The 25933-nt window shown below is 68.7% G+C and carries 25 protein-coding genes; 23 read left to right on the top strand and 2 right to left on the bottom strand.

All coding sequences use genetic code 11. From position 1 onward, the window contains the following. From AC3WOH_RS10930 to leuB, 5 genes are all read left to right on the top strand, one after another. Nucleotides 1–963 carry a LysR family transcriptional regulator gene (locus tag AC3WOH_RS10930; RefSeq protein ID WP_492229373.1) on the top strand — a complete coding sequence of 321 codons (963 nt, stop codon included), beginning with the start codon at nt 1–3 and terminating at the stop codon, nt 961–963. A gap of 30 nt (nt 964–993) precedes the next feature. Further along, nucleotides 994–2415 (top strand): 3-isopropylmalate dehydratase large subunit, encoded by a 1422-nt coding sequence (leuC, locus tag AC3WOH_RS10925; RefSeq protein ID WP_492229372.1) that lies wholly within the window; start codon nt 994–996, stop codon nt 2413–2415. A gap of 65 nt (nt 2416–2480) precedes the next feature. Continuing rightward, on the top strand, nt 2481–2609 hold the full coding sequence (locus tag AC3WOH_RS10920; protein ID WP_007850089.1) for an entericidin A/B family lipoprotein: 129 nt from the start codon (nt 2481–2483) through the stop codon (nt 2607–2609). Between the two features lie 12 nt (nt 2610–2621). Next, a complete protein-coding gene (gene leuD, locus AC3WOH_RS10915; protein WP_492229371.1) occupies nt 2622–3272 on the top strand; it encodes a 3-isopropylmalate dehydratase small subunit in 651 nt (216 codons plus the stop codon). A 91-nt stretch (nt 3273–3363) separates the two neighbouring features. Next, nucleotides 3364–4437: a 3-isopropylmalate dehydrogenase gene (gene leuB / locus AC3WOH_RS10910; protein ID WP_492229370.1), complete on the top strand. Its 1074-nt coding sequence runs from the start codon at nt 3364–3366 to the stop codon at nt 4435–4437. A gap of 80 nt (nt 4438–4517) precedes the next feature. Here the strand turns inward: leuB and AC3WOH_RS10905 are convergent, their stop codons facing one another. Beyond that, the gene (locus AC3WOH_RS10905) at nt 4518–5144 is read right to left on the bottom strand and encodes a dihydrodipicolinate reductase (protein WP_492229369.1); all 627 of its coding nucleotides are present in this window, start codon (nt 5142–5144) and stop codon (nt 4518–4520) included. Between the two features lie 15 nt (nt 5145–5159). Here AC3WOH_RS10905 and AC3WOH_RS10900 point away from each other — a divergent pair, with 15 nt between their 5' ends. From AC3WOH_RS10900 to accD, 8 genes are all read left to right on the top strand, one after another. Next, nucleotides 5160–5408, top strand: coding sequence for a hypothetical protein (locus tag AC3WOH_RS10900; protein ID WP_492229368.1), 249 nt, complete (start codon nt 5160–5162; stop codon nt 5406–5408). Between the two features lie 95 nt (nt 5409–5503). Continuing rightward, entirely contained in the window at nt 5504–6634 is a 1131-nt protein-coding gene (gene asd, locus AC3WOH_RS10895; protein WP_492229367.1) for an aspartate-semialdehyde dehydrogenase, read from the top strand. A gap of 306 nt (nt 6635–6940) precedes the next feature. Then, nucleotides 6941–9568, top strand: a complete 2628-nt coding sequence (locus tag AC3WOH_RS10890; RefSeq protein ID WP_492229366.1) for a motility hub landmark protein FimV — start codon at nt 6941–6943, stop codon at nt 9566–9568. A 49-nt stretch (nt 9569–9617) separates the two neighbouring features. Then, on the top strand, nt 9618–10436 hold the full coding sequence (gene truA / locus AC3WOH_RS10885) for a tRNA pseudouridine(38-40) synthase TruA (RefSeq protein WP_492229365.1): 819 nt from the start codon (nt 9618–9620) through the stop codon (nt 10434–10436). Then, the gene (locus AC3WOH_RS10880; protein ID WP_492229364.1) at nt 10433–11197 is read left to right on the top strand and encodes a phosphoribosylanthranilate isomerase; all 765 of its coding nucleotides are present in this window, start codon (nt 10433–10435) and stop codon (nt 11195–11197) included. Before truA ends, AC3WOH_RS10880 begins: the two co-directional genes overlap by 4 nt. Then, entirely contained in the window at nt 11175–12446 is a 1272-nt protein-coding gene (trpB, locus tag AC3WOH_RS10875; RefSeq protein ID WP_184858188.1) for a tryptophan synthase subunit beta, read from the top strand. The genes AC3WOH_RS10880 and trpB overlap by 23 nt, the downstream gene beginning before the upstream one ends. Beyond that, nucleotides 12443–13252 (top strand): tryptophan synthase subunit alpha, encoded by an 810-nt coding sequence (trpA, locus tag AC3WOH_RS10870; protein WP_492229363.1) that lies wholly within the window; start codon nt 12443–12445, stop codon nt 13250–13252. Before trpB ends, trpA begins: the two co-directional genes overlap by 4 nt. Nucleotides 13253–13338: 86 nt before the next feature. Then, nucleotides 13339–14211, top strand: coding sequence for an acetyl-CoA carboxylase, carboxyltransferase subunit beta (accD, locus tag AC3WOH_RS10865; RefSeq protein ID WP_007857093.1), 873 nt, complete (start codon nt 13339–13341; stop codon nt 14209–14211). A 289-nt stretch (nt 14212–14500) separates the two neighbouring features. Here accD and AC3WOH_RS10860 read toward each other — a convergent pair whose 3' ends face one another. Continuing rightward, nucleotides 14501–15049 carry a YggT family protein gene (locus AC3WOH_RS10860; RefSeq protein ID WP_492229362.1) on the bottom strand — a complete coding sequence of 183 codons (549 nt, stop codon included), beginning with the start codon at nt 15047–15049 and terminating at the stop codon, nt 14501–14503. A 290-nt stretch (nt 15050–15339) separates the two neighbouring features. Here AC3WOH_RS10860 and AC3WOH_RS10855 point away from each other — a divergent pair, with 290 nt between their 5' ends. The 10 genes from AC3WOH_RS10855 to AC3WOH_RS10810 all read left to right on the top strand — a co-directional run bounded on the left by AC3WOH_RS10855 (nt 15340) and on the right by AC3WOH_RS10810 (nt 25853). Further along, on the top strand, nt 15340–15975 hold the full coding sequence (locus tag AC3WOH_RS10855) for an LON peptidase substrate-binding domain-containing protein (RefSeq protein WP_492229361.1): 636 nt from the start codon (nt 15340–15342) through the stop codon (nt 15973–15975). Between the two features lie 25 nt (nt 15976–16000). After that, nucleotides 16001–17893, top strand: coding sequence for a polysaccharide biosynthesis protein (locus AC3WOH_RS10850; protein WP_492229360.1), 1893 nt, complete (start codon nt 16001–16003; stop codon nt 17891–17893). A 157-nt stretch (nt 17894–18050) separates the two neighbouring features. Then, nucleotides 18051–19283, top strand: coding sequence for a lipopolysaccharide biosynthesis protein (locus AC3WOH_RS10845; protein WP_492229359.1), 1233 nt, complete (start codon nt 18051–18053; stop codon nt 19281–19283). After that, nucleotides 19267–19878 carry an acyltransferase gene (locus AC3WOH_RS10840; RefSeq protein ID WP_492229358.1) on the top strand — a complete coding sequence of 204 codons (612 nt, stop codon included), beginning with the start codon at nt 19267–19269 and terminating at the stop codon, nt 19876–19878. The genes AC3WOH_RS10845 and AC3WOH_RS10840 overlap by 17 nt, the downstream gene beginning before the upstream one ends. Further along, nucleotides 19871–20935, top strand: coding sequence for a glycosyltransferase (locus tag AC3WOH_RS10835; RefSeq protein ID WP_492229357.1), 1065 nt, complete (start codon nt 19871–19873; stop codon nt 20933–20935). Before AC3WOH_RS10840 ends, AC3WOH_RS10835 begins: the two co-directional genes overlap by 8 nt. Then, nucleotides 20932–21963, top strand: coding sequence for a glycosyltransferase family 2 protein (locus tag AC3WOH_RS10830; protein ID WP_492229356.1), 1032 nt, complete (start codon nt 20932–20934; stop codon nt 21961–21963). Before AC3WOH_RS10835 ends, AC3WOH_RS10830 begins: the two co-directional genes overlap by 4 nt. Further along, on the top strand, nt 21960–22661 hold the full coding sequence (locus AC3WOH_RS10825; protein WP_492229355.1) for a class I SAM-dependent methyltransferase: 702 nt from the start codon (nt 21960–21962) through the stop codon (nt 22659–22661). The genes AC3WOH_RS10830 and AC3WOH_RS10825 overlap by 4 nt, the downstream gene beginning before the upstream one ends. Nucleotides 22662–22695: 34 nt before the next feature. After that, on the top strand, nt 22696–24036 hold the full coding sequence (locus tag AC3WOH_RS10820) for a UDP-glucose dehydrogenase family protein (protein WP_492229354.1): 1341 nt from the start codon (nt 22696–22698) through the stop codon (nt 24034–24036). Nucleotides 24037–24045: 9 nt separating this feature from the next. Beyond that, a complete protein-coding gene (locus AC3WOH_RS10815) occupies nt 24046–25218 on the top strand; it encodes a DegT/DnrJ/EryC1/StrS family aminotransferase (RefSeq protein ID WP_492229353.1) in 1173 nt (390 codons plus the stop codon). 2 nt (nt 25219–25220) lie between these two features. Then, entirely contained in the window at nt 25221–25853 is a 633-nt protein-coding gene (locus AC3WOH_RS10810) for a sugar transferase (protein ID WP_492229430.1), read from the top strand. Nucleotides 25854–25933: the final 80 nt, after the last annotated feature.

The following is a 25933-nucleotide window of genomic DNA, read 5'->3' as shown; positions in this document are numbered from 1 at the left end:
ATGAAAAGCTCCGAGCGCAGTTTTGCGCGCCGCATAGACCTCACCTCGCTGCAGCTGTTCGTGGCGGTGTGCGAGCTCGGCAGCATCGGCCGCGCGGCGGAGCGTGAATTCATCGCCGCCTCGGCCGTGAGCAAGCGCCTGTCGGACCTGGAAACCGCCGTGGACACGGCCCTCCTGTACCGCCACAGCCGGGGCGTGACGCTCACCCCGGCCGGCGAAAGCCTGCTGCACCACGCGCGCACCGTGCTCTTCGGCCTGGAGCGCATGCAGGGCGAGCTCAGCGAGTACGCCGACGGCGTGCGCGGCCATGTGCGCATGCACGCCAACATCTCGGCCATCTTCCAGTTCCTGCCCGAGGACCTGGGCGCCTTTGCGCGCGAGCACAGCCAGATCAAGATCGACCTGCAGGAACACCTGAGCAGCGATGTGCTGAGCGCCGTGCACGAAGGCGCGGCCGACCTGGGCATCTGCAATGTCGCCATGGCCACGGGCAACGGCGCCGCCGAACTGCAAAGCCGCCCCTACCGCGCCGACCACCTGGTGCTGGTGGTGCCCGAGGTGCATGCCCTGGCCCAGCACACCGCCATCGGCTTCGAGGAGGTGCTGGATTGGGACATCGTCGGCCTGCACGCCAACAGCAGCATCAGCCTGGCCATGCGGGCCGCAGCCGCCGCGGTCGGGCGCCCGCTGCGCCAGCGCATCCAGGTCACGGGCCTGGATGCCATGTGCCGCATGATCGACAACGGCCTGGGCGTGGGCCTGCTGCCCGACCGCGCCTTTGCGCTGATGCGCGGCGTGGGCAGCCTGCGCGCCGTCCCCCTCACCGATGCCTGGGCCCACCGCGAACTGCAGGTGGTGGCCCGCGACTTCAACGCCCTGCCCGTCACCGCCCGGTTGCTGGCAGAACACCTGGCCCCTCCGCCGCCCGCCAGCGCAGCCGCGCCTGCGGGCATGCCCCACTAAAATCACACACCCACCTGAAAGAGACGCACCATGGGACGCACCCTGTACGACAAGATCTGGGACGAGCACGTCGTCCACACGGAAGAGGACGGAACCTCCATCCTCTACATCGACCGGCACCTGGTGCACGAGGTGACCAGCCCCCAGGCCTTCGAAGGGCTGCGCGAGGCCGGCCGCAAGGTGTGGCGCACCAGCTCCATCGTGGCCACGGCCGACCACAACACGCCCACCACGGGCTGGGAAGCCGGCTATGACGGCATCACCGACCCGATCAGCAAGGAACAGATCACCACGCTGAACGACAACATGGCGCAGATCCACCCTGCGGCCTTCTTCCCGTTCATGCACAAGCGCCAGGGCATCGTGCACGTGATCGGCCCCGAAAACGGCGCCACCCTGCCCGGCATGACCGTGGTGTGCGGCGACAGCCACACCAGCACGCACGGCGCCTTCGGTGCGCTGGCCCACGGCATCGGCACCTCCGAGGTGGAGCACGTGATGGCCACCCAGACCCTCTTGGCCAAGAAGGCCAAGAACATGCTGGTGCAGGTGGACGGCCAGCTCGCCAAGGGCATCACGGCCAAGGACATCGTGCTGGCCATCATCGGCAAGATCGGCACGGCCGGCGGCACGGGCTACACCATCGAGTTCGCGGGCTCGGCCATCCGCAGCCTGTCCATGGAAGGCCGCATGACGGTCTGCAACATGGCCATCGAAGGCGGCGCGCGCGCAGGCCTGGTGGCCGTGGACGAGAAGACCATCGAGTACGTGCGCGGCCGCCCCCTGTCGCCCACGGGCGTGGAATGGGACCAGGCCGTCGCTTACTGGAAGACGCTGCACTCCGACGCCGATGCGCAGTTCGACACCGTGGTCAAGCTCGACGCCGCGCAGATCCAGCCGCAGGTCACCTGGGGCACCTCGCCCGAGATGGTGCTGGGCATCGACGCCCGCGTGCCCGACCCCGACAAGGAAAAGGACGCCAACAAGCGCGGCGCCATCGAGCGAGCGCTGACCTACATGGGCCTGGAACCGGGCAAGCCGATCAACGACATCACCATCGACAAGGTGTTCATCGGCTCGTGCACCAACAGCCGTATCGAGGACATGCGCGAAGCCGCCGCCGTGGTCAAGAACCTGGGCCGCAAGGTGGCCAGCAACGTGAAGCTGGCCATGGTGGTGCCCGGCTCGGGCCTGGTCAAGGAACAGGCCGAACGCGAAGGCCTGCACGAGATCTTCAAGGCCGCGGGCTTCGAATGGCGCGAGCCCGGCTGCTCGATGTGCCTGGCCATGAACGCCGACCGGCTGGAGCCGGGCGAGCGCTGCGCCAGCACCAGCAACCGCAACTTCGAAGGGCGCCAGGGCGCCGGCGGCCGCACCCACCTGGTGAGCCCCGCCATGGCCGCCGCCGCAGCGGTGCACGGCCACTTCGTGGACATCCGCCAGTTCGCCTGAACTTCACCCCCATCCATCCCATCCAACACCCGTTGGCCCATCCACTCTCCCCAAGGAACACCGTCATGAAGAAGACCGCCACTTTCATCGCCCTTTCGCTGGCCTTCCTGCTGGCCGGCTGCAACACCGTCAAGGGCGTGGGTCAGGACGTCCAGCGGGCTGGCGGCGCCCTCGAGCGCGCCGCCAACAAGTAAGGCATCCCCACCATGCAGCAATTCACCGTGCACAAGGGCCTCGTGGCCCCGATGGACCGCGAGAACGTCGACACCGACGCCATCATCCCCAAGCAGTTCCTCAAGTCGATCAAGAAGACCGGTTTCGGCGTGAACCTGTTCGACGAATGGCGCTACCTGGACCACGGCGAGCCCGGCATCCCCGAGTCCGCGCGCAAGCCCAACCCCGACTTCGTGCTCAACCAGCCGCGCTACAAGGGCGCCAGCGTGCTCATCGCGCGCAAGAACTTCGGCTGCGGTTCGAGCCGCGAGCACGCGCCCTGGGCGCTGGACCAGTTCGGCTTTCGCGCCGTGATCGCGCCGAGCTTCGCCGACATCTTCTTCAACAACTGCTTCAAGAACGGCCTCTTGCCCATCGTGCTGCCCGAGGCCACCGTGGCCCAGCTGTTCGATGAAGTGGCGGCCTTCCCCGGCTACCAGCTCACCATCGACCTGGAACGCCAGGTCATCGTGCGCCCCCAGGGCGAGGAGATCCCGTTCGACGTGCAGGCCTTCCGCAAGTACTGCCTGCTCAACGGCTTCGACGACATCGGCCTGACCCTGCGCCAGTCCGACAAGATCCGCGCCTTCGAAGCCCAGCGCCTGGCCACCAAGCCCTGGCTGGCGCACAGCATGGTCTCCTGACCCCGCACTCACCCCGGTTCACCACCAGCGGCCAGCAGCGCCCGGCAGACCTGCCGCGGCGCTCGGCCATCCCTTTGAAAAGAAGTCGTTCATGAAAATCGCAGTTCTGCCGGGAGACGGCATCGGCACCGAAATCGTCGCGGAGGCCGTCAAGGTCCTCGAAGTGCTGGACCTGAAGTTCGAGATGGAGTCGGCCCTGGTGGGCGGCGCCGCCTACGAGGCGCACGGCCACCCCCTGCCCGAGGCCACGCTCAAGCTGGCCAAGGACGCCGATGCCGTGCTGTTCGGCGCCGTGGGCGACTGGAAGTACGACAAGCTCGACCGCCCCCTGCGCCCCGAGCAGGCCATCCTGGGCCTGCGCAAGAACCTGGGCCTGTTCGCCAACTTCCGCCCTGCCATCTGCTACGAGCAGCTGGTGGGCGCATCGAGCCTCAAGCCCGAGCTGATCTCGGGCCTCGATATCCTCATCATCCGCGAGCTCACGGGCGACATCTACTTCGGCCAGCCACGCGGCCGCCGCGTGGCCACCGACGGCCACTTTCCCGGCGCCGAGGAAGCCTTCGACACCATGCGCTACAGCCGCCCCGAGGTGGAGCGCATCGCCCACGTGGCCTTCCAGGCCGCACGCAAGCGCAGCAAGCGCGTGACCAGCGTGGACAAGGCCAACGTGCTCGAGACCTTCCAGTTCTGGAAGGACATCGTGACCGAAGTCGGCAAGGAATACCCCGACGTGGAGCTGGACCACATGTACGTGGACAACGCCGCCATGCAGCTGGTGCGCGCACCCAAGAAGTTCGACGTGGTGGTCACCGGCAACATGTTCGGCGACATCCTCTCGGATGAGGCCTCCATGCTCACCGGCTCCATCGGCATGCTGCCCTCGGCCTCGCTCAACAGCAGCAACCAGGGCCTGTACGAGCCCAGCCACGGCAGCGCCCCCGACATCGCCGGCAAGGGCGTGGCCAACCCGCTGGCCACCATCCTCTCGGCCGCGATGATGCTGCGCTTCTCGCTGAACCAGGAAGCCGCCGCCCAGCGCATCGAAGCGGCCGTGCAGAAGGTGCTGGCCCAGGGCCTGCGCACCCCCGATATCTGGAGCGAGGGCACGACCAAGGTCGGCACGGCCCAGATGGGCGACGCCGTGGTCAAGGCCCTCGCAGCCTGAGCCCACTCCTGCGGTCCCACATCAAAGCGCCGGCCAGCCGGCGCTTTTTTCATGGGCCGCAGCACCGGGCCTGCAGCGGCCTACAACCAGCCGTTGTGCACGAACTCCATGACGGAATAGAGCCGCTTGTCCAGGGGGTGCGCACGCACCGCGGCAACGATCCGGGCCACGCCCTGTGCGTAGGGCGCATCGCCGTAGACGCGCGTTTCCAGCTTCAGGCTGCACAGCCCGTCCTCGATCTCGATCCGGTGGTAGGCGTGGCGCGCCAGATGCTCCTCGGGAATGCCCAAGGCACCGGCCTGGACCTCGGCAGAGCGCACGGACTGGATGGCCTGCGCCGCCAGACCCAGCGAATGCGCCATGCCGACCGCCGTACCGGGAACAGAGGTTTTCTGCGCCTGGTGGGATTCGACGAGCCCGATGCGGTAGCCGCCGAACAGGTGCCCGCTGCGCTCCAGCATGCCCATGAACTTGAGCATCAGGATATTGGTATTGGGACACAGGACCACGGGAAAACCGTGGCTGCGCTGCTCCAGTGCCGAGCCAGTGGCCAGCTCCACCAGGGGGCTGCCCGATGCCTCGCAAAATGCCGCAACGGCGGCGAGCTCCCTCCCGGAACCGGCATGGACCACGATGGATGGCGCCGTGGCAGACGCCACCGGCCAGCGCACGACCGCAGCCCCAGCGCCCCCATCCAGGGAGTCCATGAGCTCCTGGGCCAGTTGGCCCGACCCGACAACGATCACCTGCTGCATTGCTACCTTCGCTTGAGAAAAAACTCCTCCGGCGGCCCGCTTGCGGCCGATCAGGGATCGCCGGACCATCCGGTGATGGACGACTCCATCCCGCATCCGCTACAATACCCGCTTATGTTTGCCGCCCACACGTTCGCCCTGAACATTGCACCCGCCGCCACGGCCGGTGTGGCTGCGCGCGCAACCATCACCAAAACCACGACCATTAAGGGCTGATCCAGCCTGGTTCGTCGTGCGCCCTTCCTGGCCTGACGAGCCAGGCGAGCAGTCCGGTCTGGCACTGTTTGTTAATCTGTAAAAGGGGCGTTGAAATGAGCAAGTTGGTAGGTTTGGTCGGCTGGCGCGGCATGGTCGGCTCGGTGTTGATGGATCGCATGGCCGAAGAAAAGGACTTCGACCTGATCGAGCCATTGTTCTTCTCCACCTCCAATGCGGGCGGCAAGGCCCCGGCGTTCGCCAAGAACGAGACCACGCTGCAGAACGCTTTCGACATCGAGGCCCTCAAGCGCTGCGAGATCATCATCACCGCCCAGGGCGGCGACTACACCACCGAAGTGTTCCCCAAGCTGCGCGCCGCGGGCTGGAACGGCCACTGGATCGACGCCGCCTCCACGCTGCGCATGCAGCAGGACGCCGTGATCATCCTGGACCCCGTGAACATGCCCGTCATCAAGGACGCGCTGGCCAAGGGCGGCAAGAACTGGGTGGGCGGCAACTGCACCGTGAGCTGCATGCTGATGGGCGTGGGCGCGCTGTACAAGGCCGGCCTCGTCGAGTGGATGAGCACCCAGACCTACCAGGCCGCCAGCGGCGGTGGCGCCCAGCACATGCGCGAACTGCTCACGCAGTACGGCACGCTGAACGCCGAGGTGAAGTCCCTGCTGGACGACCCCAAGAGCGCCATCCTGGAAATCGACCGCAAGGTCATCGCCAAGCAGCGCGCCCTCTCCGGCGCCGAGACGGCCAACTTCGGCGTGCCACTGGGCGGCTCGCTGATCCCCTGGATCGACAAGGATCTGGGCAACGGCATGTCCAAGGAAGAGTGGAAGGGCATGGCCGAGACCAACAAGATCCTGGGCCAGGGCGAAGGCTTCGGCTCGGCCGCCATCCCGGTGGACGGTTTCTGCGTGCGCGTGGGCGCCATGCGCTGCCACAGCCAGGCGCTGACCTTCAAGCTCAAGAAGGACGTGCCCGTGGCCGACCTGGAAGCCATGATCGCTGCCGACAACGAGTGGGTGAAGGTGGTGCCCAACACGCGCGAGGCCACCATCAAGGACCTGACGCCCGTGGCCGTGACCGGCACCATGACCATCCCCGTGGGCCGTGTGCGCAAGCTGGCCATGGGCCCCGAGTACGTGGGTGCCTTCACCATCGGCGACCAGCTGCTGTGGGGCGCTGCCGAGCCACTGCGCCGCATGCTGCGCATCCTGCTGGGCGCTTAAAATCCCCTCCGCCGGGCTCGCAGGAGCCTCGGCCCCCAGCGCGCGCAACGCCTGTTGCGCGCGCTTTTTTGCGCCCAAACGCTTGACACACCCGGTTACGTGACGTTGGCAATTGGCAACATCTGAATGCCCCAAGTTGGGGCATGACCACCGGGGGCAAAGCTTCTGCGCCACCTCAGCTTGTCAGTGCAAAACATTGATGCTATGGTGCTTTTTACATATTTTCACGCGCCGGGGCGGGACCAGACCATGAGAAAAACAGCACCGCTCGACCGAGCCGCACAACCCAATCAGTTGATGGCAAACATGCATCGTTGGAAATTTTCTGTGCTGGCGGCTGCGGCCGTGGCAACTGCCGGGCTCTACGCCACCGATGCGTCCGCGCTTGCGCTGGGCCGCATCACCGTGCAATCTGCGCTGGGCGAGCCCCTGCGGGCCGAGATCGACCTGCCGCAGATCACTCCGGCAGAGGCCGAGACCCTGAAGGCCACCACGGCCACGCCCGAGGTGTTCCGCTCGCAGGGCATGGAGTACTCGCCCACCATGAACAACCTGCAGGTGCAACTGCAACGCCGCGCCGATGGCACGGCCGTGCTGCGCCTGTCCAGCGACCGCCCGGTGAACGACCCCTTCGTCGACCTGGTGCTCGATGCCTCCTGGGGTTCCGGCCGCCTGGTGCGCAGCTACACCATGCTGTTCGACCCGCCAGCGATGCGCCGCCCGGCGCCTGCGGTCACGGCAGCGCCCCAGATCACGCCCCCCGCTGCGCGCGGCGAGACCCCTCCCGCGGTTGCGGGACGTCCTTCCGCAGCGGCACCGGCCCCCGCAACGCCCCGCGCACCCGCACCCGCAGCAGCCCCGCGCCCTGCCGCCACCGAAGGTTCGGTGACCGTGCAGGCCGGTGACACGGCAGGCCGCATTGCCAATGCCAACCGCCCAAGCGGTGTGTCGCTCGACCAGATGCTGGTGGCCATGCAGCGCGCCAACCCCGATGCCTTCATCGGCGGCAACATCAACCGCATCAAGGCAGGCGCCGTGCTGCAGATCCCGGACCAGGCCACGGCCCAGTCCACAACGGCACCCGAGGCGCGCCAGATCCTGGCCGCCCAGAGCCGCGATTTCGGTGCCTTCCGCCGCAAGCTGGCCGAATCGGCCCCGTCCACCACCGTGGCATCGGCCGAGCGTTCGGCCAAGGGCTCGGTGCAGACCCGCGTGGAAGACAGCAAGCCGGCCACCACGGCGCCCGACAAGCTCACCCTGTCCAAGGGCTCGGTCAAGGGCCAGAAGGCGGCCGAGGACCAGTTGGCCAAGGACAAGCAGGCCAGCGACGCATCGGCCCGCATGGCCGAGCTGTCCAAGAACATCAGCGACCTGAACAAGCTCAACGCCGCCTCGGCCGCAGCCCCATCGACGCCGGCCGCGCCAGCCCCTGCGGCTGCACCGGCCCCCGCTCCCGCAGCCCCTGCCGCCAGCGCACCGGCCCAGGTGGCAGTCCCCGGCGTGCCTGCCACGCCGGCCGCCCCCGAAGCCCCGCCAGTTGCAGCCGCTTCCGAACCCACCAGCGGCGCCTCGGCCGAAGCCAGCGCTGCGCCCGCGTCGGACGCTGCAGCGGCCACGCCGCCTGCCGCCCCGGCCTCCAAGCCCATCGTGCTGCCACCTCCCACCCCCGTGGCAGAGCCTGGCTTCTTCGACGGTCTGCTCGACGATCCGCTGATCCCCCTGGCCGGTGGCGGCCTGCTGGCCCTGCTGCTGGGCTATGGCGCCTACCGCGTGATCCAGCGCCGCCGCAACAATGCGGGCGTGGACAGCTCCTTCCTGGAAAGCCGCATCCAGCCCGACTCCTTCTTCGGCGCCAGCGGCGGCCAGCGCGTGGACACCGCCAACAGCGAGATGACCACCGGCTCGTCCATGGCCTACTCGCCCAGCCAGCTCGATGCCGGCGGCGACGTGGACCCCGTGGCCGAAGCCGACGTGTACCTGGCCTATGGCCGGGACCTGCAGGCCGAGGAAATCCTCAAGGAAGCCGTGCGCCACAACCCGGCCCGCGTGTCCGTGCACGTGAAGCTGGCCGAAATCTACGCCAAGCGCCAGGACCGCAAGGCCCTGGAATCCGTGGCGGGTGAAGTCTTCAAGCTCACGCAGGGCGAAGGCCCCGACTGGGCACGCATCGTGGACCTGGGCCGTGGCATCGACCCCGAGAACCCGCTGTACCAGCCCGGCGGCCGCCCCGGCCAGCAGGCGGAAGACGAGAACCCCTCGATCCCCGGTGCCTTCGTGAGCACCTTCTCGGGCGCACCGGCACCTTCGGCCGCGCTGCCGCCCGACCTGGATCTGGACCTGGACCTCGATCTGCCCGACGACGCCCTGACCGACGCGCCCCCGGCAGCCCCCGGCGGATTCGCTGCTGCGGCCGCAGCGGCAAGTGCCGCCGCCGTTGCAGCGCCGGCCCCACGCGAACCACAGCGCATGGAGCCCGTGATCTCCAACGACGATTTCGCACTGCCCGAGCTGACGGCCGATGCCGCCTGGAATGCCCCGGCCCCTGCGCCAGCGGCCCGCGCTGCAGCACCCAGCGACGAGCTGACCATGGCGCCCACCGGCCCCATGCCGCTGGCCGAAGCGCAGGATTCCAGCCCCATGGACTTCGACCTGGGCGAGCTGTCGCTGGACCTGACGGCCCCCCCCAAGCCCATGGCCGCCCCGGCCTCGTCGCGCGAAACGGAGATTCCCACGGCCGCCGTGCCCATTTCGGCGGATGACGACGGATCGGCCGCCGCCCAGGACGACCCGCTGGCCACCAAGCTGGCACTGGCCGAGGAATTCAACGCCATCGGCGACACCGACGGTGCACGCACGCTGATCGAGGAAGTCGTGGCCGAATCGAGCGGCGCCCTGAAGACCCGCGCCCAGCGCATGCTGGTCGAACTGGGCTGATGCGGTCGGCCCCGGCAACCCGCTCCCCCACCCTCTCCCAGGCCCGCCCATGAGGGTGGCCCTGGGTGTCAGTTACAACGGCCAGGGCTACAGCGGCTGGCAGAGCCAGCTGTCCGGCAACACCGTCCAGGACAAGCTGGAGGCGGCCCTCGCGCGCTTTGCCACGCACCCCGTGAGCACCCTGTGCGCTGGCCGCACCGATGCCGGGGTGCACGGCCTGATGCAGGTGGTGCATTTCGACACCCCGCTCAACCGGCCTCCCTCGTCCTGGGTGCGCGGCACCAACACCTTCCTGCCCCCCGACATCGCGGTGCAATGGGCCAGCCATGTGCCCGACAGCTTCCATTGCCGCTCCAGCGCCGTGGCGCGCCGCTATGCCTACGTGCTGCTGCAATCGCCCGTGCGCCCGAGTGTGGACGCCGGCCGCGTGGGCTGGGTCTACCACCCCCTGGACCATGCGGCCATGCGCCAGGCGGCCGACTACCTGCTGGGCGAGCACGATTTCACCTCGTTCCGTGCCTCGGCCTGCCAGGCCAAGTCGCCGGTCAAGACGCTCACGCGCATCGACATTGCACGGCGCGGCCTGGGCGAGCCCCACGCCGAGCTGGGCTGGAGCTCCTGCTACTGGCGTTTCGAGTTCGAGGCCAATGCCTTTTTGCACCACATGATCCGCAACCTCATGGGCTGCCTGGTGGCGATCGGCCGCGGCGACCATCCGCCCGAATGGATACAGGAGGTGCTGCAGGCGCGCTCGCGCGATGCCGCGGCACCCACCTTCTCGCCCGACGGCCTGTACTTCCAGGGACCGGTCTACGACGCCGCATGGGGGCTGCCCCAGCGCACGGCTGCGTATGATTGGCTCCCATGAGCCCGATCACCGCCTCCCCCCAAAGCCCCCAGCCCGCCAGCCGCACCCGCATCAAGATCTGCGGCCTGACCCGCGAGCAGGATGTGGATGCCGCCGTGGCCGCCGGGGCCGATGCCGTCGGCTTCGTGCTGTATGCCAAGAGCAGCGGCCGTGCCGTGACGGCTGAACGCGCGGCCGAGCTGGCGCGGCGCCTGCCCCCCTTCGTCACGCCGGTGCTGCTGTTCGTGAATGCCAGTGCAGAGGAGGTGATGGCCGCCACGGCGCTGATCGCGGGCGCCACGGTGCAATTCCATGGCGACGAGACGCCCGAAGACTGCCTGGCCGCCACGGGCGGCGGCGCCCGGCCCTGGCTGCGCGCCGCCCGTATACCCCTGGGCCCGGATGCGGCACAATTCGACCTCGTAAAATACGCGCACGATTTTTCAAACGCCCAGGCCATCCTGCTCGACGCCCATGTCGAGGGGTACGGCGGCGGCGGCAAGGCATTCAATTGGTCACTCCTTCCACCAAGCGTCGGCTCTCACCTCGTTTTGTCTGGTGGACTCACGCCTGCAAACGTGACCGATGGCATTTTGCAAGTGCGCCCGCGTTGCACCACGCTGGCGGTTGATGTCAGTTCCGGCGTCGAGGCCCTGGGGCCCGATGGCAAGTCCCTGCGGGGCACCAAGGACGCCGACAAGATCCAACGCTTCGTTGCCGCCGTGCGTGCGGCCGATGCACAACTTGCAAAGAATCCCCATGAATTCCTATCAGCAACCTGATCCCTCGGGCCATTTCGGCTCCTATGGCGGCAGCTTCGTCAGCGAGACGCTGACCCACGCCATCAACGAACTGCGCGAGGCCTACGCGCGCTACCAGCACGACCCCGAGTTCCTCGCCGAATTCCAGTACGAGCTCAAGCACTTCGTGGGCCGGCCCTCGCCCGTCTACCATGCCGCGCGCACCAGCCGCGAGCTGGGTGGCGCGCAGATCTACCTCAAGCGCGAGGACCTCAACCACACCGGCGCGCACAAGATCAACAACGTGATCGGCCAGGCCATGCTGGCCCGGCGCATGGGCAAGCCGCGCATCATTGCCGAGACCGGCGCCGGCCAGCACGGCGTGGCCACGGCCACCATCTGCGCGCGCTACGGCCTGGAATGCGTGGTCTACATGGGCTCGGAGGACGTCAAGCGCCAAAGCCCCAACGTCTACCGCATGAAGCTCCTGGGCGCCACCGTGGTGCCCGTGGAGTCGGGCAGCAAGACCCTCAAGGATGCGCTCAACGAAGCCATGCGCGACTGGGTCGCCAATGTGGACAACACCTTCTACATCATCGGCACGGTGGCGGGACCGCACCCCTACCCGATGATGGTGCGCGACTTCCAGAGCGTGATCGGCAACGAGTGCCTGGAACAGATGCCCGCGCTGCTGGTGGAGCAGAAGGTGCCCGCCGAGCAGCCCGACGCCGTGGTCGCCTGCGTGGGTGGTGGCAGCAATGCCATGGGCATCTTCTACCCCTACATCCCGTTCGAGAAGACACGCCTGATCGGCGTGGAAGCCGCCGGCGAGGGCCTGGACAGCGGCAAGCACTCGGCCTCGCTGCAGCGCGGCAGCTCGGGCGTGCTGCACGGCAACCGCACCTTCATCCTGCAGGACGCCAACGGCCAGATCACCGAGACGCACAGCATCAGCGCCGGCCTCGATTACCCCGGCGTGGGCCCCGAGCATGCCTGGCTGCAGGAGATCGGCCGTGCCGAGTACGTCGGCATCACCGACAAGGAAGCGCTCGAAGCCTTCCACCACCTGTGCCGCGCCGAGGGCATCATCCCGGCGCTCGAATCGAGCCATGCCGTGGCCTATGCCATGAAGCTTGCCAAGACCATGCGCCCGGACCAGTCCATCCTGGTCAACCTCTCGGGCCGCGGCGACAAGGACATCGGCACCGTGGCCGACCTGTCGGGCGAGGATTTCTACGACCGCCCCTCCATGCGCGGACTGACCGTGAAAGGCGCAGAGGCCAAGCCATGAACCGCATCAGCACCACTTTTGACCAATTGAAGGCGCAGGGCCGCAAGGCCCTGGTGCCCTATGTCACCGCCGGCTTCCCGTTCGCCGACATCACCCCCGCCCTCATGCACGGCATGGTGGAGGCGGGTGCCGATGTGATCGAGCTGGGCGTGCCCTTCTCCGACCCCATGGCCGACGGCCCGGTGATCCAGAAGGCGGGCGAAAAAGCCCTGGCCCTGGGCATCGGCATGGCCCAGGTGCTGGACCATGTGCGCGAGTTCAGAAAGCGCAACAGCACCACCCCTGTGGTGCTCATGGGCTATGCCAACCCGGTGGAGCGCTACGATCAGGTGCACGGCGCGGGCGCCTTTGTGCGCGACGCAGCGGCGGCCGGCGTGGACGGCGTGCTTGTGGTGGACTACCCGCCCGAGGAATGCGAGGCCTTTGCGGCCAGCCTGCGCGCGCAGGGCATGGACCTGATCTTCCTCTTGGCGCCCACCAGCACCGACGAGCGCATGGCCCAGGTGGCGCGCGTGGCCAGCGGCTATGTGTACTACGTGTCGCTCAAGGGCGTGACGGGCTCGGGCGCGCTCGATACCTCGGCCGTGGAGCAGATGCTGCCGCGCATCCGCCAGCATGTGCAGATCCCCGTGGGCGTGGGCTTCGGCATCCGCGATGCGGCGACCGCCCAGGCCATCGGCAAGGTGGCCGATGCGGTGGTGATCGGCACGCGCATCATCCAGCTGATCGAGGACCAGCCACACGAGAAGGTCGTGCCGATCACGGTCGACTTCCTGCGCGGGGTGCGCAAGGCGCTCGACGCATAATAGGGGTTTGGCGGCGCCCTCCCTGTGGGGGCGCCCGCCGCTGCTTCACACACGGTCTTTGACCCTGTCATTGACGAGGAAACACCATGTCCTGGCTCGAAAAACTTCTGCCCGCCAAAATCCAGCAAACCGACCCGACCGAGCGCCGCCAGGTGCCCGAAGGCCTGTGGATCAAGTGCCCGAGCTGCGAAACGGTGCTCTACAAGTCCGACCTGGAACACAACCAGAACGTCTGCCCGCACTGCAGCCACCACCACCGCATCGGCGCACGCGCGCGCCTGGACGCCTTCCTGGACCCCGAAGGCCGCTACGAGATCGGCCAGGAAGTGCTGCCTGTGGACGCCCTGAAGTTCAAGGACAGCCGCAAGTACCCCGAGCGCCTGAAGGAAGCCCTGGAGAACACGGGCGAGACCGATGCCCTGATCGTCATGGGCGGTGCGGTCAAGAGCATCAACGTGGTGGTCGCCTGCTTCGAATTCGACTTCATGGGCGGCTCCATGGGCTCCGTGGTGGGCGAACGTTTTGTGCGCGGCGTGGAAACCGCCATCGAGCAGAAGGTGCCCTTCATCTGCTTTACCGCCACCGGTGGCGCACGCATGCAGGAAGGCCTGCTGTCGCTGATGCAAATGGCCAAGACCAATGCTGCGCTGACGCGCCTGGCCAAGAAGGGCCTGCCCTACATCAGCGTGCTGACCGACCCGACCATGGGCGGTGTGAGCGCGGGCTTCGCCTTCGTGGGCGACATCGTGATCGCCGAGCCCAAGGCCCTGATCGGCTTTGCCGGCCCGCGCGTGATCGAATCCACCGTGCGCGTGACCCTGCCCGAGGGCTTCCAGCGTGCCGAATTCCTGCAGACCAAGGGCGCGGTCGATTTCATCTGCGACCGCCGCGAGCTGCGCAACACCGTGGCCAGCAGCCTGGCCATGCTGCAACGCCTGCCAGCCGACGCGGTGCTGTAACCGTCCCTCGTCTGCTCAGAAAAAAGCGCCTTGTCTCTCGACAGGCGCTTTTTGCTTTGTTTGGGTGGTATAGCCAGCATCGCTGAGGACTGGCACGATCAAGGCCAGCGCCCCCGTGCAAGGGCCGCCCCGCCGCACTGGGGGCGTCCCCCTCCCGACTCGCACAGCGAGTCGAGAGGGGGGCTGAGGGCCGCGGCTCCAAGCCTGCCTGCGCAGGCTTGGACGTGCCCGAAGAGCCACCGCCTCTGGCGGTGGCACCGAGGCGCGAAGCGACTCAGGGGGGTGCTTCTCACCTCATGACACCGGCCTGGAGGTTGGCCAGCACGATCATCAGCACCTGCAGCAGCACCAGCACGACCAGCGGCGACAGGTCCACGCCACCCAGCAAGGGGATCACCTTCTGGAAAGGCCGCAGCACAGGAGCGCACAGGCGCCAGACCACATCGGCCAGCGGCGAGCGGGCCGATATCCAGGACATCACGGCATGCACGATGAGCAGGCCCATGAGCCCCGACACCGCCACCTTGGCCAGGCCAAACAGCGCCAGCCAGGGCAGCCAGGCCCACGCGGCGGCCGGGCCGACGAGTAGCAGGAACAGCACATACTGCAGCACCTGGAACAGGATCGCCGCAACCAGGCTGGAGAGGTCCCACTTGCCCACGGGCGGGATCAGCTTGCGCAGCGGCAGGATGATCCAGTCCGTGAGCGCAAAGACCAGCCCGCCAATGGGGTTGCCGAAGGGCACGCGCTGCCATTGCATGTACAGGCGCAGCAGGCAGGCACCCGTGAGCAGGCCCCCGACGACATCGAGCAGGAAGGAAGCGATCTGGAAGAACATGGGAGCGAGCGGCAAAAAGGAAAGCGGGCGGTGCGAAAGCTGCCCGTGCCATGGGATGATAGCGGGCTAAAGAACCTGTTTACGATCTATCCGGGGCCGCGCAAGCGCCGCAACGCCGCAGACCGCCCGGCAAGGCACTTGCCCGAAGGGTTGGGGCGAAATCGGGCGATTGGACGCCCCGGCTGCTTGCATGGGCATGGGCCCATGCGGCGCATCCGAAGCATCCACTCATCCCGATTGCGCCCCAACGCGACCCCGGATAGATCGTAAACAGGTTCTAGGAACGCTCAATGACTCAACCCCTTTCCCTGTCGTCCCTGCCCCTGTTTCCCCTGGGTTCCGTGCTCTTCCCCGAAGGGCTGCTGGCGCTGCGCGTGTTCGAGGTGCGTTACCTGGACATGGTGCGCAAATGCCACCAGATGGGCGCACCCTTCGGTGTGGTGTCCCTCACCCAGGGCCATGAGGTGCGCCAGGCCGGCGCGCCCGAGGAGCAGTTCAGCGAGATCGGCACCCTGGCCGTCATCGAACAGCTGGAGATGCCGCAGGCCGGACTCATCACCCTGCAGTGCCGCGGCAGCCAGCGTTTTCGCATTGTGCAACGCAGCCACCTGGCACACGGGCTGTGGATTGCCGATGTGACGCACATCGACCCCGACCTTCCCGTTTCCGTACCCGATGACCTGAAGAAGGCGTCCCAGGCCTTGGCGCAGGTGCTCAACACCTTGCAGCAGCGCGATCCCGACAGCCCATCGGCCCTGGTGCCCACGGCCGCCCAGCTCGACGACTGCGGCTGGGTCGCCAACCGCTGGTGCGAACTGCTGCCCGTGCCGCTGGAGCTCAAGCAACGCCTCATGGAGCTGGACAACCCGCTCGTGCGGCTGGAGCTGGTGGGCGACGTGCTCGAACGCACGGGCATCGCGCAGTGAGCGCCCTGCCGACGCCGGGGGCTGCGTGCTGAGCAATGTCCTGGAGTGGCCCCGGCCGGTCAAGCGGCTGGTGGTGGTGGTGCTGGACATCGCCATGGGCCTGTTCGCCATGTGGCTGGCCTTCACCCTGCGCCTGGATACCCTGCACTGGCCCGACGAAGGCATGCAGTGGCTGGCCTATGTGCTGGCACCGGCGCTGGCCTTTCCCATCTTCGTGAACCTGGGGCTGTACCGGGCCATCTTCCGCTACACCGGCATCAACGCGCTCATCACCACGGGCAAGGCCGTTGCCATCTACGGCGCACTGCTGTTCGCCATCTTGCTGGTCGGCAAGTGGAACGGCATCCCGCGCAGCGTGGGCGTGCTGCAGCCGGTGATCTTTCTGCTGCTGGTGGGTGCCAGCCGTTCGCTGGGCTGGCTGTGGCTGGCGGGGCAGAACACGCGCGCCCCGCACCGCCTGCTGATCTACGGCGCCGGCTCGGCCGGCGCCCAGACGGCCGCCGGCCTGGTGAGCGCGCGCAACTATGTGCTCGAGGCCTTTGCCGATGACGACCGTGCCAAGGTGGGCCGCAGCATCAACGGCGTGCGCGTGTACGCGCCCATTGCCCTGGCCGAGGTGGTGCAGCGCTTTGGCATCACCGACGTGCTGCTGGCCCTGCCCAGCGTGCCACGCCAGCGCCGCAACCAGATCATCCAGAACCTGCGCGATCTGCCCGTGCGCATACGCACCATCCCGGGCCTCACCGACCTGGCCAGCGGCCGCGTCACGGTGACCGACTTCCAGGACCTGGAGCTCGAAGACCTGCTGGGCCGCGACCCCGTGGCCCCCGACCCTGCCCTGCTGGGCCGCCATATCCGCGGCCAGGCGGTGATGGTCACGGGCGCGGGCGGCAGCATCGGCAGCGAGCTGTGCCGCCAGATCGCGCGCCAGGGCGCGGCGCGGCTGCTGCTGGTGGACCACAGCGAGTTCGCGCTCTACAGCATCCACCAGGAGCTGCAGGCCATGGTGCAGCAGGAAGCCATGGCCTGCGAGCTGGTGCCGCTGCTGGCCAGCGTGGCCAACGCGCAGCACATGCGGGACCTGTGCCAGGCACAGCGCCCCCACACCATCTACCACGCGGCGGCCTACAAACATGTGCCCATGGTGGAGGCCAACGCGGGCGAGGGCATCCGCAACAATGCCTTCGGCACGCTGAACATGGTGCGCGCCGCCACGGCCAGCGGCGTGGAGAACTTCGTGCTCGTCTCGACCGACAAGGCCGTGCGCCCCACCAATGTGATGGGCGCCAGCAAGCGCGTGGCCGAGCTGGTGCTGCAGGCGGTCGCCTCTTGCGCAGGCCAGCCGCGCACGGATGGCGGCACTCCGCACACCCGCTTCTCCATGGTGCGCTTCGGCAATGTGCTGGGCTCCAGCGGCAGCGTGATCCCGCTGTTCCGCAGCCAGATCGCCGCGGGCGGCCCCGTCACGGTGACGCACCCGGAGGTGACGCGCTACTTCATGACCATCCCCGAGGCCGCGCAGCTGGTGCTGCAGGCCGGCGCCATGGCCCAGGGCGGTGAGGTCTTCGTGCTCGACATGGGCGAGCCGATTCTCATCCTGGATCTGGCACAGCGCATGGTCGCCCTGTCGGGCCTGAGCGTGCGCGCACCGGGCCACCCTGGGGGCGACATCGAGATCGTCTTCACCGGCCTGCGCCCCGGCGAGAAGCTCTACGAGGAACTGCTGATCGGCGACGGCGCCCTGCCCACCTCGCACCCGCGCATCCTGCGCGCCCATGAGGAGCACCTGGCCTGGGAGCTGCTGCAGGGCCGCCTGCAGGCGCTGGAGCAGGCCATCGACCAGGGCGACCGCGGCGCCATGATGGCCCTGCTGCATGAACTGGTGCCGGGCTTCCACCAGGAGCCCCAACAAGCCTGAGATGAAACACCCCCTGAGTCGCTTCGCGCCTTCACCCCTCTCTCATATTGCTTCGCAATCTGGGAGGGGGACGCCCCCAGTGCGGCGGGGCGGCCCTTGCACGGGGGCGCTGGCTTAGGCCGCGTCGGTCTCATTCGCAGCGCCATGGATAACTGACATGAGTTCCCCCTTATTGCGCGCCACGGCCACCTTGCTGACCGGCAGTGTGGCGGCCCATGCGCTGCCCCTGCTGCTGGGCCCGGCCCTCACGCGCCTGTACTCCCCTACCGAATTCGGCCAGTTCGCGCTGCTGTGGGCCCTTGCCACCAACCTGGCCGTGGTGGGCTGTGCGCGCTACGAATTCGCGCTGCCGCTGGAAAAAGCCGAAGCGGGTGCGGCCGAACTGATGGCACTGTGCGCGCGGGTGCTGCTGGCGGTCACTGCCTGCGCGGTGGTAGCGGGTGGAGCCGTTGCGGCCGTGCAGGGCCTGCCGCTGGCCTGGGCCTTGCCGCTGGCCGTGTTGGCCATCGCGGCCACCCAGTGGCTCACCCTGTGGGCTACACGTTCGCAGCGCTTTGGCCTGTTGTCGCTGGCGCGGCTGGTGCAGCACGGTGGCGGCGCGGTGCTGCAGCTGGCGCTGGGCCTGCTCAAGACCGGCGCTGCGGGCCTGCTGGCCGGCGCCGTGGCCGCGGGGCTGGTGGCCGCCGCCGCCCTGGCGCGGCCGGCCCCTGCCGGGGGCTGGGCCGTGTTGTGGCGCACACCTGTGGCATCGCTGCGGGCCATGGCCACGAAGCACCGCGACTTCCCGCTGCTCAACACGCCGCACGCCTTCATGGGCGCCCTGCAGGACACGCTGACCCTCATCGCGGTGGCGGCCTGGGCGGGCGGTGCCGCGGCCGGCCTGTGGGCCCTGTCGCTGCGCTACCTCAAGGCCCCGGCCACGCTGCTGGGCGGGGCCCTGTCGCAAGCGCTGTACCCCCAGTTGCTGCAGGCCCGCACGGCGGGCGAGGCCCGCGCCCTGGTGCGCAAGAGCATGCTGGCGCTGGCCGCCATCGCCCTGCCGATGATGGCCGTGCTCATGCTGTGGGGGCCCTGGCTGTTCACCACCGCATTCGGCGCACAGTGGAGCGAGGCCGGACCGCTGGTGCGCGCGATCGCGCCCTTCATCGCTCTGCACTTCATCGCCTCGCCGCTGTCGGTGACCACGCTGGCCTGGCGCGCACAGGCCTGGGCGCTCAAGCTCGCGCTGGTGGGACAATTGGCCTTCTTTGCCGGGCTGCTGGCCGGCCTGGCCCTGGGTGGCCTCACAGGCGCGGCCTGGGGCATCTCGGCCTCCATGCTGCCCTACTTCGCCTACTACTTCCTCACCCTTGCCCACTGGAAAAACATCCCCGATGAAAGCCTGGCTTAACCGCGCACGGCGCCGGATCTGGCAGGCGCTGATGTACCGCATGGTGTTTGGCGAGCGCACGCCCGGCGGTGTGCTGCTGGCGCACACGCGCATCGCACCCAGCACCTGCATCGAGGGGGAACAAGGCCTTGTGCTCGCGGACCATGTGTTCATCGGCCAGTTCAACTTCCTTGATGCCGGGGCAGGCCTCACGATCGGCGAGGGCGTGCAGATCACCAACTTCGTGAGCATCGTGACCCACAGCTCGCACCGCTCCATCCGGCTGCTGGGGCGTGGCTACGCCACCCATGCGGGCGGCGAGGTGCCCGGCTATGTGAAGGGCGCCGTGCACATCGGCGCCTACACCTTCGTGGGGCCGCACAGCCTGATCGAGGCCGGCACGCGCATCGGGCGCGGCGCCCTCATCTGCGCCTATTCGCAGGTGCGCGGCGAGGTGCCGGACTTCGCCGTGATGGCCGGTACCCCCGCACGCCAGGTGGGCGACGTGCGCACGGCCGATGCGGCCCTGCTGGCGCAACACCCCGAATGGGCCGAACACTACCGCGCCTGGGCGGGCGAGTTGCCCCAAGCCACGGAGCCGAACGCCCATGGCTGAAGCCCCCAAGCACCTGTGCCTGCTGGGCGATGGCACGAGCCCGCACATCCAGCGCTGGACGGTAGAGATGCGCGCGCGCGGCTACCGCGTGTCGCTGGTCACGGCGCGCCCGGCCCCCATCGAGGGCGTGGAGCAGAAGGTGCTGGCGCCCGTGCGCCGGTCCACCGACTGGCTGCTGCGCGTGGGGCAGGCGCGGCGCCATGTGCAGGCCCTGGCGCCCGACATCGTGCATGCGCACTACACCACCTCCTACGGCTACCTGGGTGCGCGCTGTGGTCGCCACCCGCTGGTGATGACGGCCTGGGGCAGCGACCTGCTGGTAACCCCGCACCAGAGCGCGCTGATGCGCTGGCTCACGGGCTGGACCCTGCGCCGCGCCGACCTCATCACCGGCGACTCGGAAAGCCTGCTCGACGCCGCGCGCAGCTACGGCCCCGCCTGCCCCGTGCAGGAGATCCACTGGGGCGTGGACCTGGCGCGCTTTGCGCCTGCGCCCTGGGCCGCCAAGGCCGGGCTGCAGATCGTGAGCCTGCGCTCGTGGGAGCCCAACTACAACATCGACACCATCATCGAGGCCGTGGCCGCCCTGGTGGCCCAACAGCCCGAAGCGGACGTTCAGTTGCACCTCTTGGGCGGCGGCTCGATGGAGGGCGCTCTGCGCACGCTGGTGGCCGCACGCGGCCTGCAGGACCACGTGGTGTTCCATGGCCGGCTGGACGATGCGGGCATGGCGCGGGTGCTCGCGCAGTGCAAGATCTCGGTGTCGGTGCCCACGAGCGATGCGACCTCGGTCTCGGTGCTCGAAAGCATGGCCTGCGGCCTTGCTGTGGTGGCCAGCGACCTGGACGCCAACCACGCCTGGCTGGACGCCAGCCTGCTGGTACCGCCGCGCGATGCGGCGGCGCTGGCGCGCTGCCTGGAAGCCCTGGCCGCCGACGATGCACGCATGCAGTGCCATGGAAACGAGAACGTGCAGCGCATTGCACGCGACGGCGACCGGGCCGTACAGATGGACAGAATGGACCGACTTTACCGAGAACGGATGGGCACACCATGAGCGCATCCCAGAGCGACCCGCGCTGGGTCAGCGTGATCGCCCCCTGCCGCAACGAGGCAGGGCATATCGCCGCCTTCTGCGACAGCGCGCTGGCACAGGTGCTGCCACCGGGCTGGCAGATGGAAGTGCTGGTGGCCGATGGCTGCAGCGATGACGGCACGCGCGAGCTGCTGGTTGCGCGCAGCACAGCGGACGCGCGGCTGCAGTGGGTGGACAACCCCGGGCGCATCGTCTCCACCGGGCTCAATGCCTGCATCGCCCGCGCGCGGGGTGAAGTCATCGTGCGGCTGGACATCCACACCCGCTTTGCCCCCGACTATGTGGCGCGCTGCATCGAGGCCCTGGAACGCACCGGTGCCGACAACGTGGGCGGCCCCTGGGTGGCCGAGGGCACGGGCCCCATGGGCCGGGCCGTGGCCGCCGCCTTCCAGTGCCGCTGGGTGGTGGGTGGCGCACGCTCGCGCGACACCCGGTACGACGGCGCGGTGGACACGGTCTACCTGGGCTGCTGGCCGCGCGCCGTGTTCGAGCGCATCGGCGGCTTCGACGAGGCCCTGGTGCGCAACCAGGACGACGAGCACAACCTGCGCCTGCGCCTGGCGGGCGGGCGCATCTGGCAGAGCCCGCAGATCCATTCGCTCTACCACCCACGCAACTCGCTGGGCCACCTGTTCGCGCAGCAGCGCCAGTACGGCTACTGGCGCCCCTTCGTGATGCGCAAGCACGGGCAGCCCGGTTCAGTGCGCCAGTTGGTGCCGGCGGCCTTTGTAGCGGCGCTCGGGCTGTTCGCGCTGTGCACGCCCTGGACGGTGCTGCCGCTGGCGGCACTGGTGGCCCTCTATGCCGCCTATGTGGGCTGGGCCTCGGTAGCGGCTGCGCGCGGCGCAGGCCAATGGGGCCTGCTCGCACGCCTGCCCGTGGTGATTGCCGCCTACCACCTGGCCTATGGCCTGGGCACCTGGCGTGGCCTGTGGGACGTGCTGCGCGCGCGCCCCCCCTCGGCCCAGTTCGCCCGGATCACGCGATGAATGGCAGCACCGAACCCCAGGCCGTGCAGGCGCGCTATGCGCGCCGCGATGGCGCGCAGGATGCCCTGCGCTACCAGTTGATGGCCAGCGCCTCGGCCCTGCAGGCCCAGCAGGAACGCCTGCGCGCCCAGGTGAAGCTATGGAACGCCCATGGCTGGAGCAGCCTGGCGGACCTGGCCATCACCGAAGTGGGCAGTGGCGCGGGCGGCAACCTGCAAGACCTGCTGCGCCTGGGCGCAAGCCCCGCACGCCTGCAGGGGCTGGAGCTGATCGCCGAGCGCGCAGCCCAGGCACGCACCGCACTGCCCGGCGCGGTGCGCATCACCGAAGGCGATGCCACGCTGGCGCCGATTGCCGATGGCAGCCAGCAGGCGGTGCTGGCCTTCACCCTGTTCAGCTCGCTGCTGGACCCGGGCTTTCGGCGGCACATGGCAGAGACCTTGTGGCGCTGGGCGGCACCGGGCGGCGGCGTGCTGGTCTACGACTTCGTGGTGGACAATCCCAACAACCCGGATGTGCGTGGCGTACCGCTGGCAGAGCTGCGACAGCTGTTCCCCAAGGCGCGGGCGCAGTCGCGGCGGATCACGCTGGCGCCCCCGATTGCGCGCAGGCTGCCTGCCGCCTGCCTGGCGCCCGCATCCGCACTGCTGTACCCGCTGCGCACCCACCGCCTGACCTGGCTGGCCAAGCCGGCCTGAGTGCTGCCTTGTTGTATTTGGAACGTTTTCCCCCATGAAGATCACCGTCATCGGCACCGGCTATGTGGGCCTTGTCACCGGGGCCTGCCTCGCGGAGATGGGCAACCACGTGGTGTGCCTGGACCTCGATGCGCGCCGCATCGCATCGCTGAACCAGGGGCAGATGCCCATCCACGAGCCCGGCCTGCTGGACGTGGTGCTGCGCAATGCGCGCGCCGGCCGCCTGGAGTTCACCACCGACACCGACCATGCCGTGGCGCATGGCCTGCTGCAGTTCATCGCGGTGGGCACGCCACCGAGCGAGGATGGATCGGCCGACTTGCAGCATGTGCTGGCGGCGGCCCGCGCGATCGCTGAGCGCATGGCAGGCTACAAGCTCATCGTCAACAAGAGCACGGTGCCCGTGGGCACGGCCGACCGCGTGCGCGACACGGTGGCCGGCGTGCTGGCAAGCCGTGGCCTGGCAGCCGACTTTGCCGTGGTGTCCAACCCCGAATTCCTCAAGGAAGGCAGCGCGGTGCAGGACTTCATGCGCCCGGACCGCGTGATCGTGGGCAGCGAGGACCACCGCGCCACCGAACTCATGCGCGCCGTGTACGCGCCCTTCATGCGCAACCGCGACCGCCTGGTGGTGATGGATGTGCGCAGCGCCGAATTCACCAAGTACGCGGCCAATGCCATGCTGGCCACGCGCATCAGCTTCATGAACGAGCTGGCGCTGCTGGCCGAGAAGCTGGGCGCCGACATCGAGAACGTGCGCACCGGCATCGGCATGGACCCGCGCATCGGCACGCATTTCCTGTACGCGGGCACGGGCTATGGCGGATCGTGCTTTCCAAAGGACGTGCGCGCGCTCATCAAGACCGCGCAGGACGCGGGGCAGGCGTTCCACATCCTGCCCGCCGTACAGGCCGTGAACGAGCGCCAGAAGCAGGTGCTCGTGGACAAGATCGCCGCGCGCTTCGGCCCTGACCTCGCGGGCCGGCGCTTCGCCCTCTGGGGCCTGGCCTTCAAGCCCGGCACCGACGACATGCGCGAGGCGCCGAGCCTGGCCATCATCGAACGCCTGCTGGCGCTGGGCGCCCAGGTCGTGGCCTACGACCCGCAGGCCATGGACCAGGCGCGCGTGGCGCTGGGTCCGCGTGCCGGCCTGTCGTTCGTGGAGCAGGCCGATGCGGCACTCACAGGCGCCGACGCGCTGGTCATTGCCACCGAGTGGAAGGAGTTCCGCAGCCCGGACTTCGCCCACCTGGCCGCCACGCTGCGCGAACGCGTGGTGTTCGATGGCCGCAACCTCTTTGACCCGGCCGAACCGCAGGCCGCAGGACTGGAGTACCACGCCATTGGCCGCGGTGCCCCTCCGACATCCCCTTGACACCCGACCATGCCCAACGCTGACACTCCCGCCCTGCCCTTTCTGCCTTTTGCGCGCCCCGACATCGGCGATGCCGAGGTGAACGCCGTTGCCGAAGCCATGCGCTCGGGCTGGGTCACCACCGGGCCGCAGACCAAGGCCTTCGAGCAGGCCTTCACGGACTACCTGGGCGGCGGGCTGGACAGCCTGGCCGTGAATTCGGCCACCGCGGGCCTGCACCTGGCGCTGGAAGCGCTGGGCATCGGCCCGGGCGACGAGGTGATCGCGCCCACGCTGACCTTCACCGCCACGACCGAGGTGGTGCGCTACCTGGGCGCCGACCCGGTGCTGGTGGACGTGGACCCGGTGACGCTGAACATGGACCCGGCCCGGGTGCGCGCCGCGATCACGCCGCGCACCAAGGCCATCATGCCGGTGCACTACGGCGGCCTGGCCTGCGACATGGATGCCATTCTGGCCATTGCGAAGGAGCACGGCCTGAAGGTGGTGGAGGATGCGGCCCACGCCCTGCCCACGACCTGGAAGGGCACGCTGGTGGGGCAGCTGGCCTCGGATGTCACGGTGTTCAGCTTCTACGCCAACAAGACCATTACCACCGGCGAAGGCGGCATGGCCGTGACACGCGACGCCGACCTGGCCCAGCGCATGCGCGTGATGCGCCTGCACGGCATGAACCGCGACGCCTTCGACCGCTTCACCTCCAAGACACCGGCCTGGTACTACGAAGTGGTGGCACCGGGCTTCAAGTACAACATGACCGATGTGGCCGCCGCCATGGGCGTGCAGCAGCTGGCGCGCCTGCCGGCCTTCGTGCAGCGGCGCCAGCACCTGGCGCAGCGCTACCACGCGGGCCTGAAGCACCTGCCCCTGGTGCTGCCGGCCGAGGCACCCGCTGGCGACGTGCATGCCTGGCACCTGTACGTGATCCGCCTGGCGCCCGGTGCGCGCCTGTCGCGCGATGCGCTGGTGCAGGGCCTGTCGGACAGGGGGATCGGCACCAGCGTGCACTATGTGCCGCTGCACCGCCACCCCTACTGGCGCGACCGCTATGCGCTCACGCCCGAGATGTTCCCCAAGGCGGACGCGGCCTACCAGGCCATGGTGAGCATTCCGCTGTTCACGGCCATGGCCGATGCCGACCAGGACCGCGTGATCGCGGCCCTGGACCAGTTGCTGGGATGAGGGTGCTCAAGCGCCTGATGGACATCGTGGTCGCTGGCAGCGCTTTGCTGCTGCTCGGCCCGCTGCTGCTGGCCATCGCGCTGTGGGTGCGCTGCGATTCGGCAGGCGGCGCGCTGTTCCGCCAGGAGCGGGTGGGCCGGCACGGGCGGCATTTCACGATCTACAAGTTCCGCACCATGTGCACGGGGGCCGACAAGGCAGGCCCGGCCATCACGGTGGGCGAGGACGCACGCATCACGCGTGCGGGCCACTGGCTGCGCCACAGCAAGCTCGACGAGCTGCCGCAGCTCTTCAACGTGCTCACCGGCGACATGAGCCTGGTGGGCCCGCGGCCCGAGGTGCCGCGCTATGTGGCGATGTACCCGGCGGACCTGCACGATCTGGTGCTCAGCGTGCGCCCGGGCATCACCGACCTGGCCTCCATCGCGTTCCGCAACGAGAGTGCGCTCCTGGCACAGAGCACCGACCCCGAGCGCACTTATGTGGAAGACATCCTGCCCGTGAAACTGGACTATGCCGCGCGCTATGCCCAAAGTCCCAGTCTGTGGCAGGACCTGGTGATCCTGGTGCGCACGGCCCATGCCGTGCTGAGGCCGTCCCAAGTCCCTGGCAACGGCCCCGGCCAGCCCCGCTGAGCGACCGAAAACCCGGGCAGCGGGGGCAAAAAGCGTGCAACGCGCGCCAAGCCGATAAAATGGCGGGTTCGCCGCCGTGA

It is taken from the genome of Acidovorax sp. FW305-C-20-28 (assembly GCF_058783375.1).
This window is presented reverse-complemented; position numbering and strand designations above follow the sequence as displayed.

Bases quoted from the DNA above. Each gene is read 5' to 3' on its own strand.
- trpA (WP_492229363.1), top strand. From the start codon at position 12,443: ATGAACCGCATCAGCACCACTTTTGACCAATTGAAGGCGCAGGGCCGC.
- AC3WOH_RS10930 (WP_492229373.1), top strand. From the start codon at position 1: ATGAAAAGCTCCGAGCGCAGTTTTGCGCGCCGCATAGACCTCACCTCG.
- AC3WOH_RS10860 (WP_492229362.1), bottom strand. From the start codon at position 15,049: ATGTTCTTCCAGATCGCTTCCTTCCTGCTCGATGTCGTCGGGGGCCTG.
- AC3WOH_RS10880 (WP_492229364.1), top strand. From the start codon at position 10,433: ATGAGCCCGATCACCGCCTCCCCCCAAAGCCCCCAGCCCGCCAGCCGC.
- AC3WOH_RS10855 (WP_492229361.1), top strand. From the start codon at position 15,340: ATGACTCAACCCCTTTCCCTGTCGTCCCTGCCCCTGTTTCCCCTGGGT.
- AC3WOH_RS10830 (WP_492229356.1), top strand. From the start codon at position 20,932: ATGAGCGCATCCCAGAGCGACCCGCGCTGGGTCAGCGTGATCGCCCCC.
- AC3WOH_RS10835 (WP_492229357.1), top strand. From the start codon at position 19,871: ATGGCTGAAGCCCCCAAGCACCTGTGCCTGCTGGGCGATGGCACGAGC.
- AC3WOH_RS10815 (WP_492229353.1), top strand. From the start codon at position 24,046: ATGCCCAACGCTGACACTCCCGCCCTGCCCTTTCTGCCTTTTGCGCGC.
- asd (WP_492229367.1), top strand. From the start codon at position 5,504: ATGAGCAAGTTGGTAGGTTTGGTCGGCTGGCGCGGCATGGTCGGCTCG.
- AC3WOH_RS10920 (WP_007850089.1), top strand. From the start codon at position 2,481: ATGAAGAAGACCGCCACTTTCATCGCCCTTTCGCTGGCCTTCCTGCTG.
- truA (WP_492229365.1), top strand. From the start codon at position 9,618: ATGAGGGTGGCCCTGGGTGTCAGTTACAACGGCCAGGGCTACAGCGGC.
- leuD (WP_492229371.1), top strand. From the start codon at position 2,622: ATGCAGCAATTCACCGTGCACAAGGGCCTCGTGGCCCCGATGGACCGC.
- leuC (WP_492229372.1), top strand. From the start codon at position 994: ATGGGACGCACCCTGTACGACAAGATCTGGGACGAGCACGTCGTCCAC.
- AC3WOH_RS10845 (WP_492229359.1), top strand. From the start codon at position 18,051: ATGAGTTCCCCCTTATTGCGCGCCACGGCCACCTTGCTGACCGGCAGT.
- AC3WOH_RS10840 (WP_492229358.1), top strand. From the start codon at position 19,267: ATGAAAGCCTGGCTTAACCGCGCACGGCGCCGGATCTGGCAGGCGCTG.
- AC3WOH_RS10825 (WP_492229355.1), top strand. From the start codon at position 21,960: ATGAATGGCAGCACCGAACCCCAGGCCGTGCAGGCGCGCTATGCGCGC.
- trpB (WP_184858188.1), top strand. From the start codon at position 11,175: ATGAATTCCTATCAGCAACCTGATCCCTCGGGCCATTTCGGCTCCTAT.
- AC3WOH_RS10820 (WP_492229354.1), top strand. From the start codon at position 22,696: ATGAAGATCACCGTCATCGGCACCGGCTATGTGGGCCTTGTCACCGGG.
- AC3WOH_RS10905 (WP_492229369.1), bottom strand. From the start codon at position 5,144: ATGGACTCCCTGGATGGGGGCGCTGGGGCTGCGGTCGTGCGCTGGCCG.
- AC3WOH_RS10890 (WP_492229366.1), top strand. From the start codon at position 6,941: ATGCATCGTTGGAAATTTTCTGTGCTGGCGGCTGCGGCCGTGGCAACT.
- accD (WP_007857093.1), top strand. From the start codon at position 13,339: ATGTCCTGGCTCGAAAAACTTCTGCCCGCCAAAATCCAGCAAACCGAC.
- leuB (WP_492229370.1), top strand. From the start codon at position 3,364: ATGAAAATCGCAGTTCTGCCGGGAGACGGCATCGGCACCGAAATCGTC.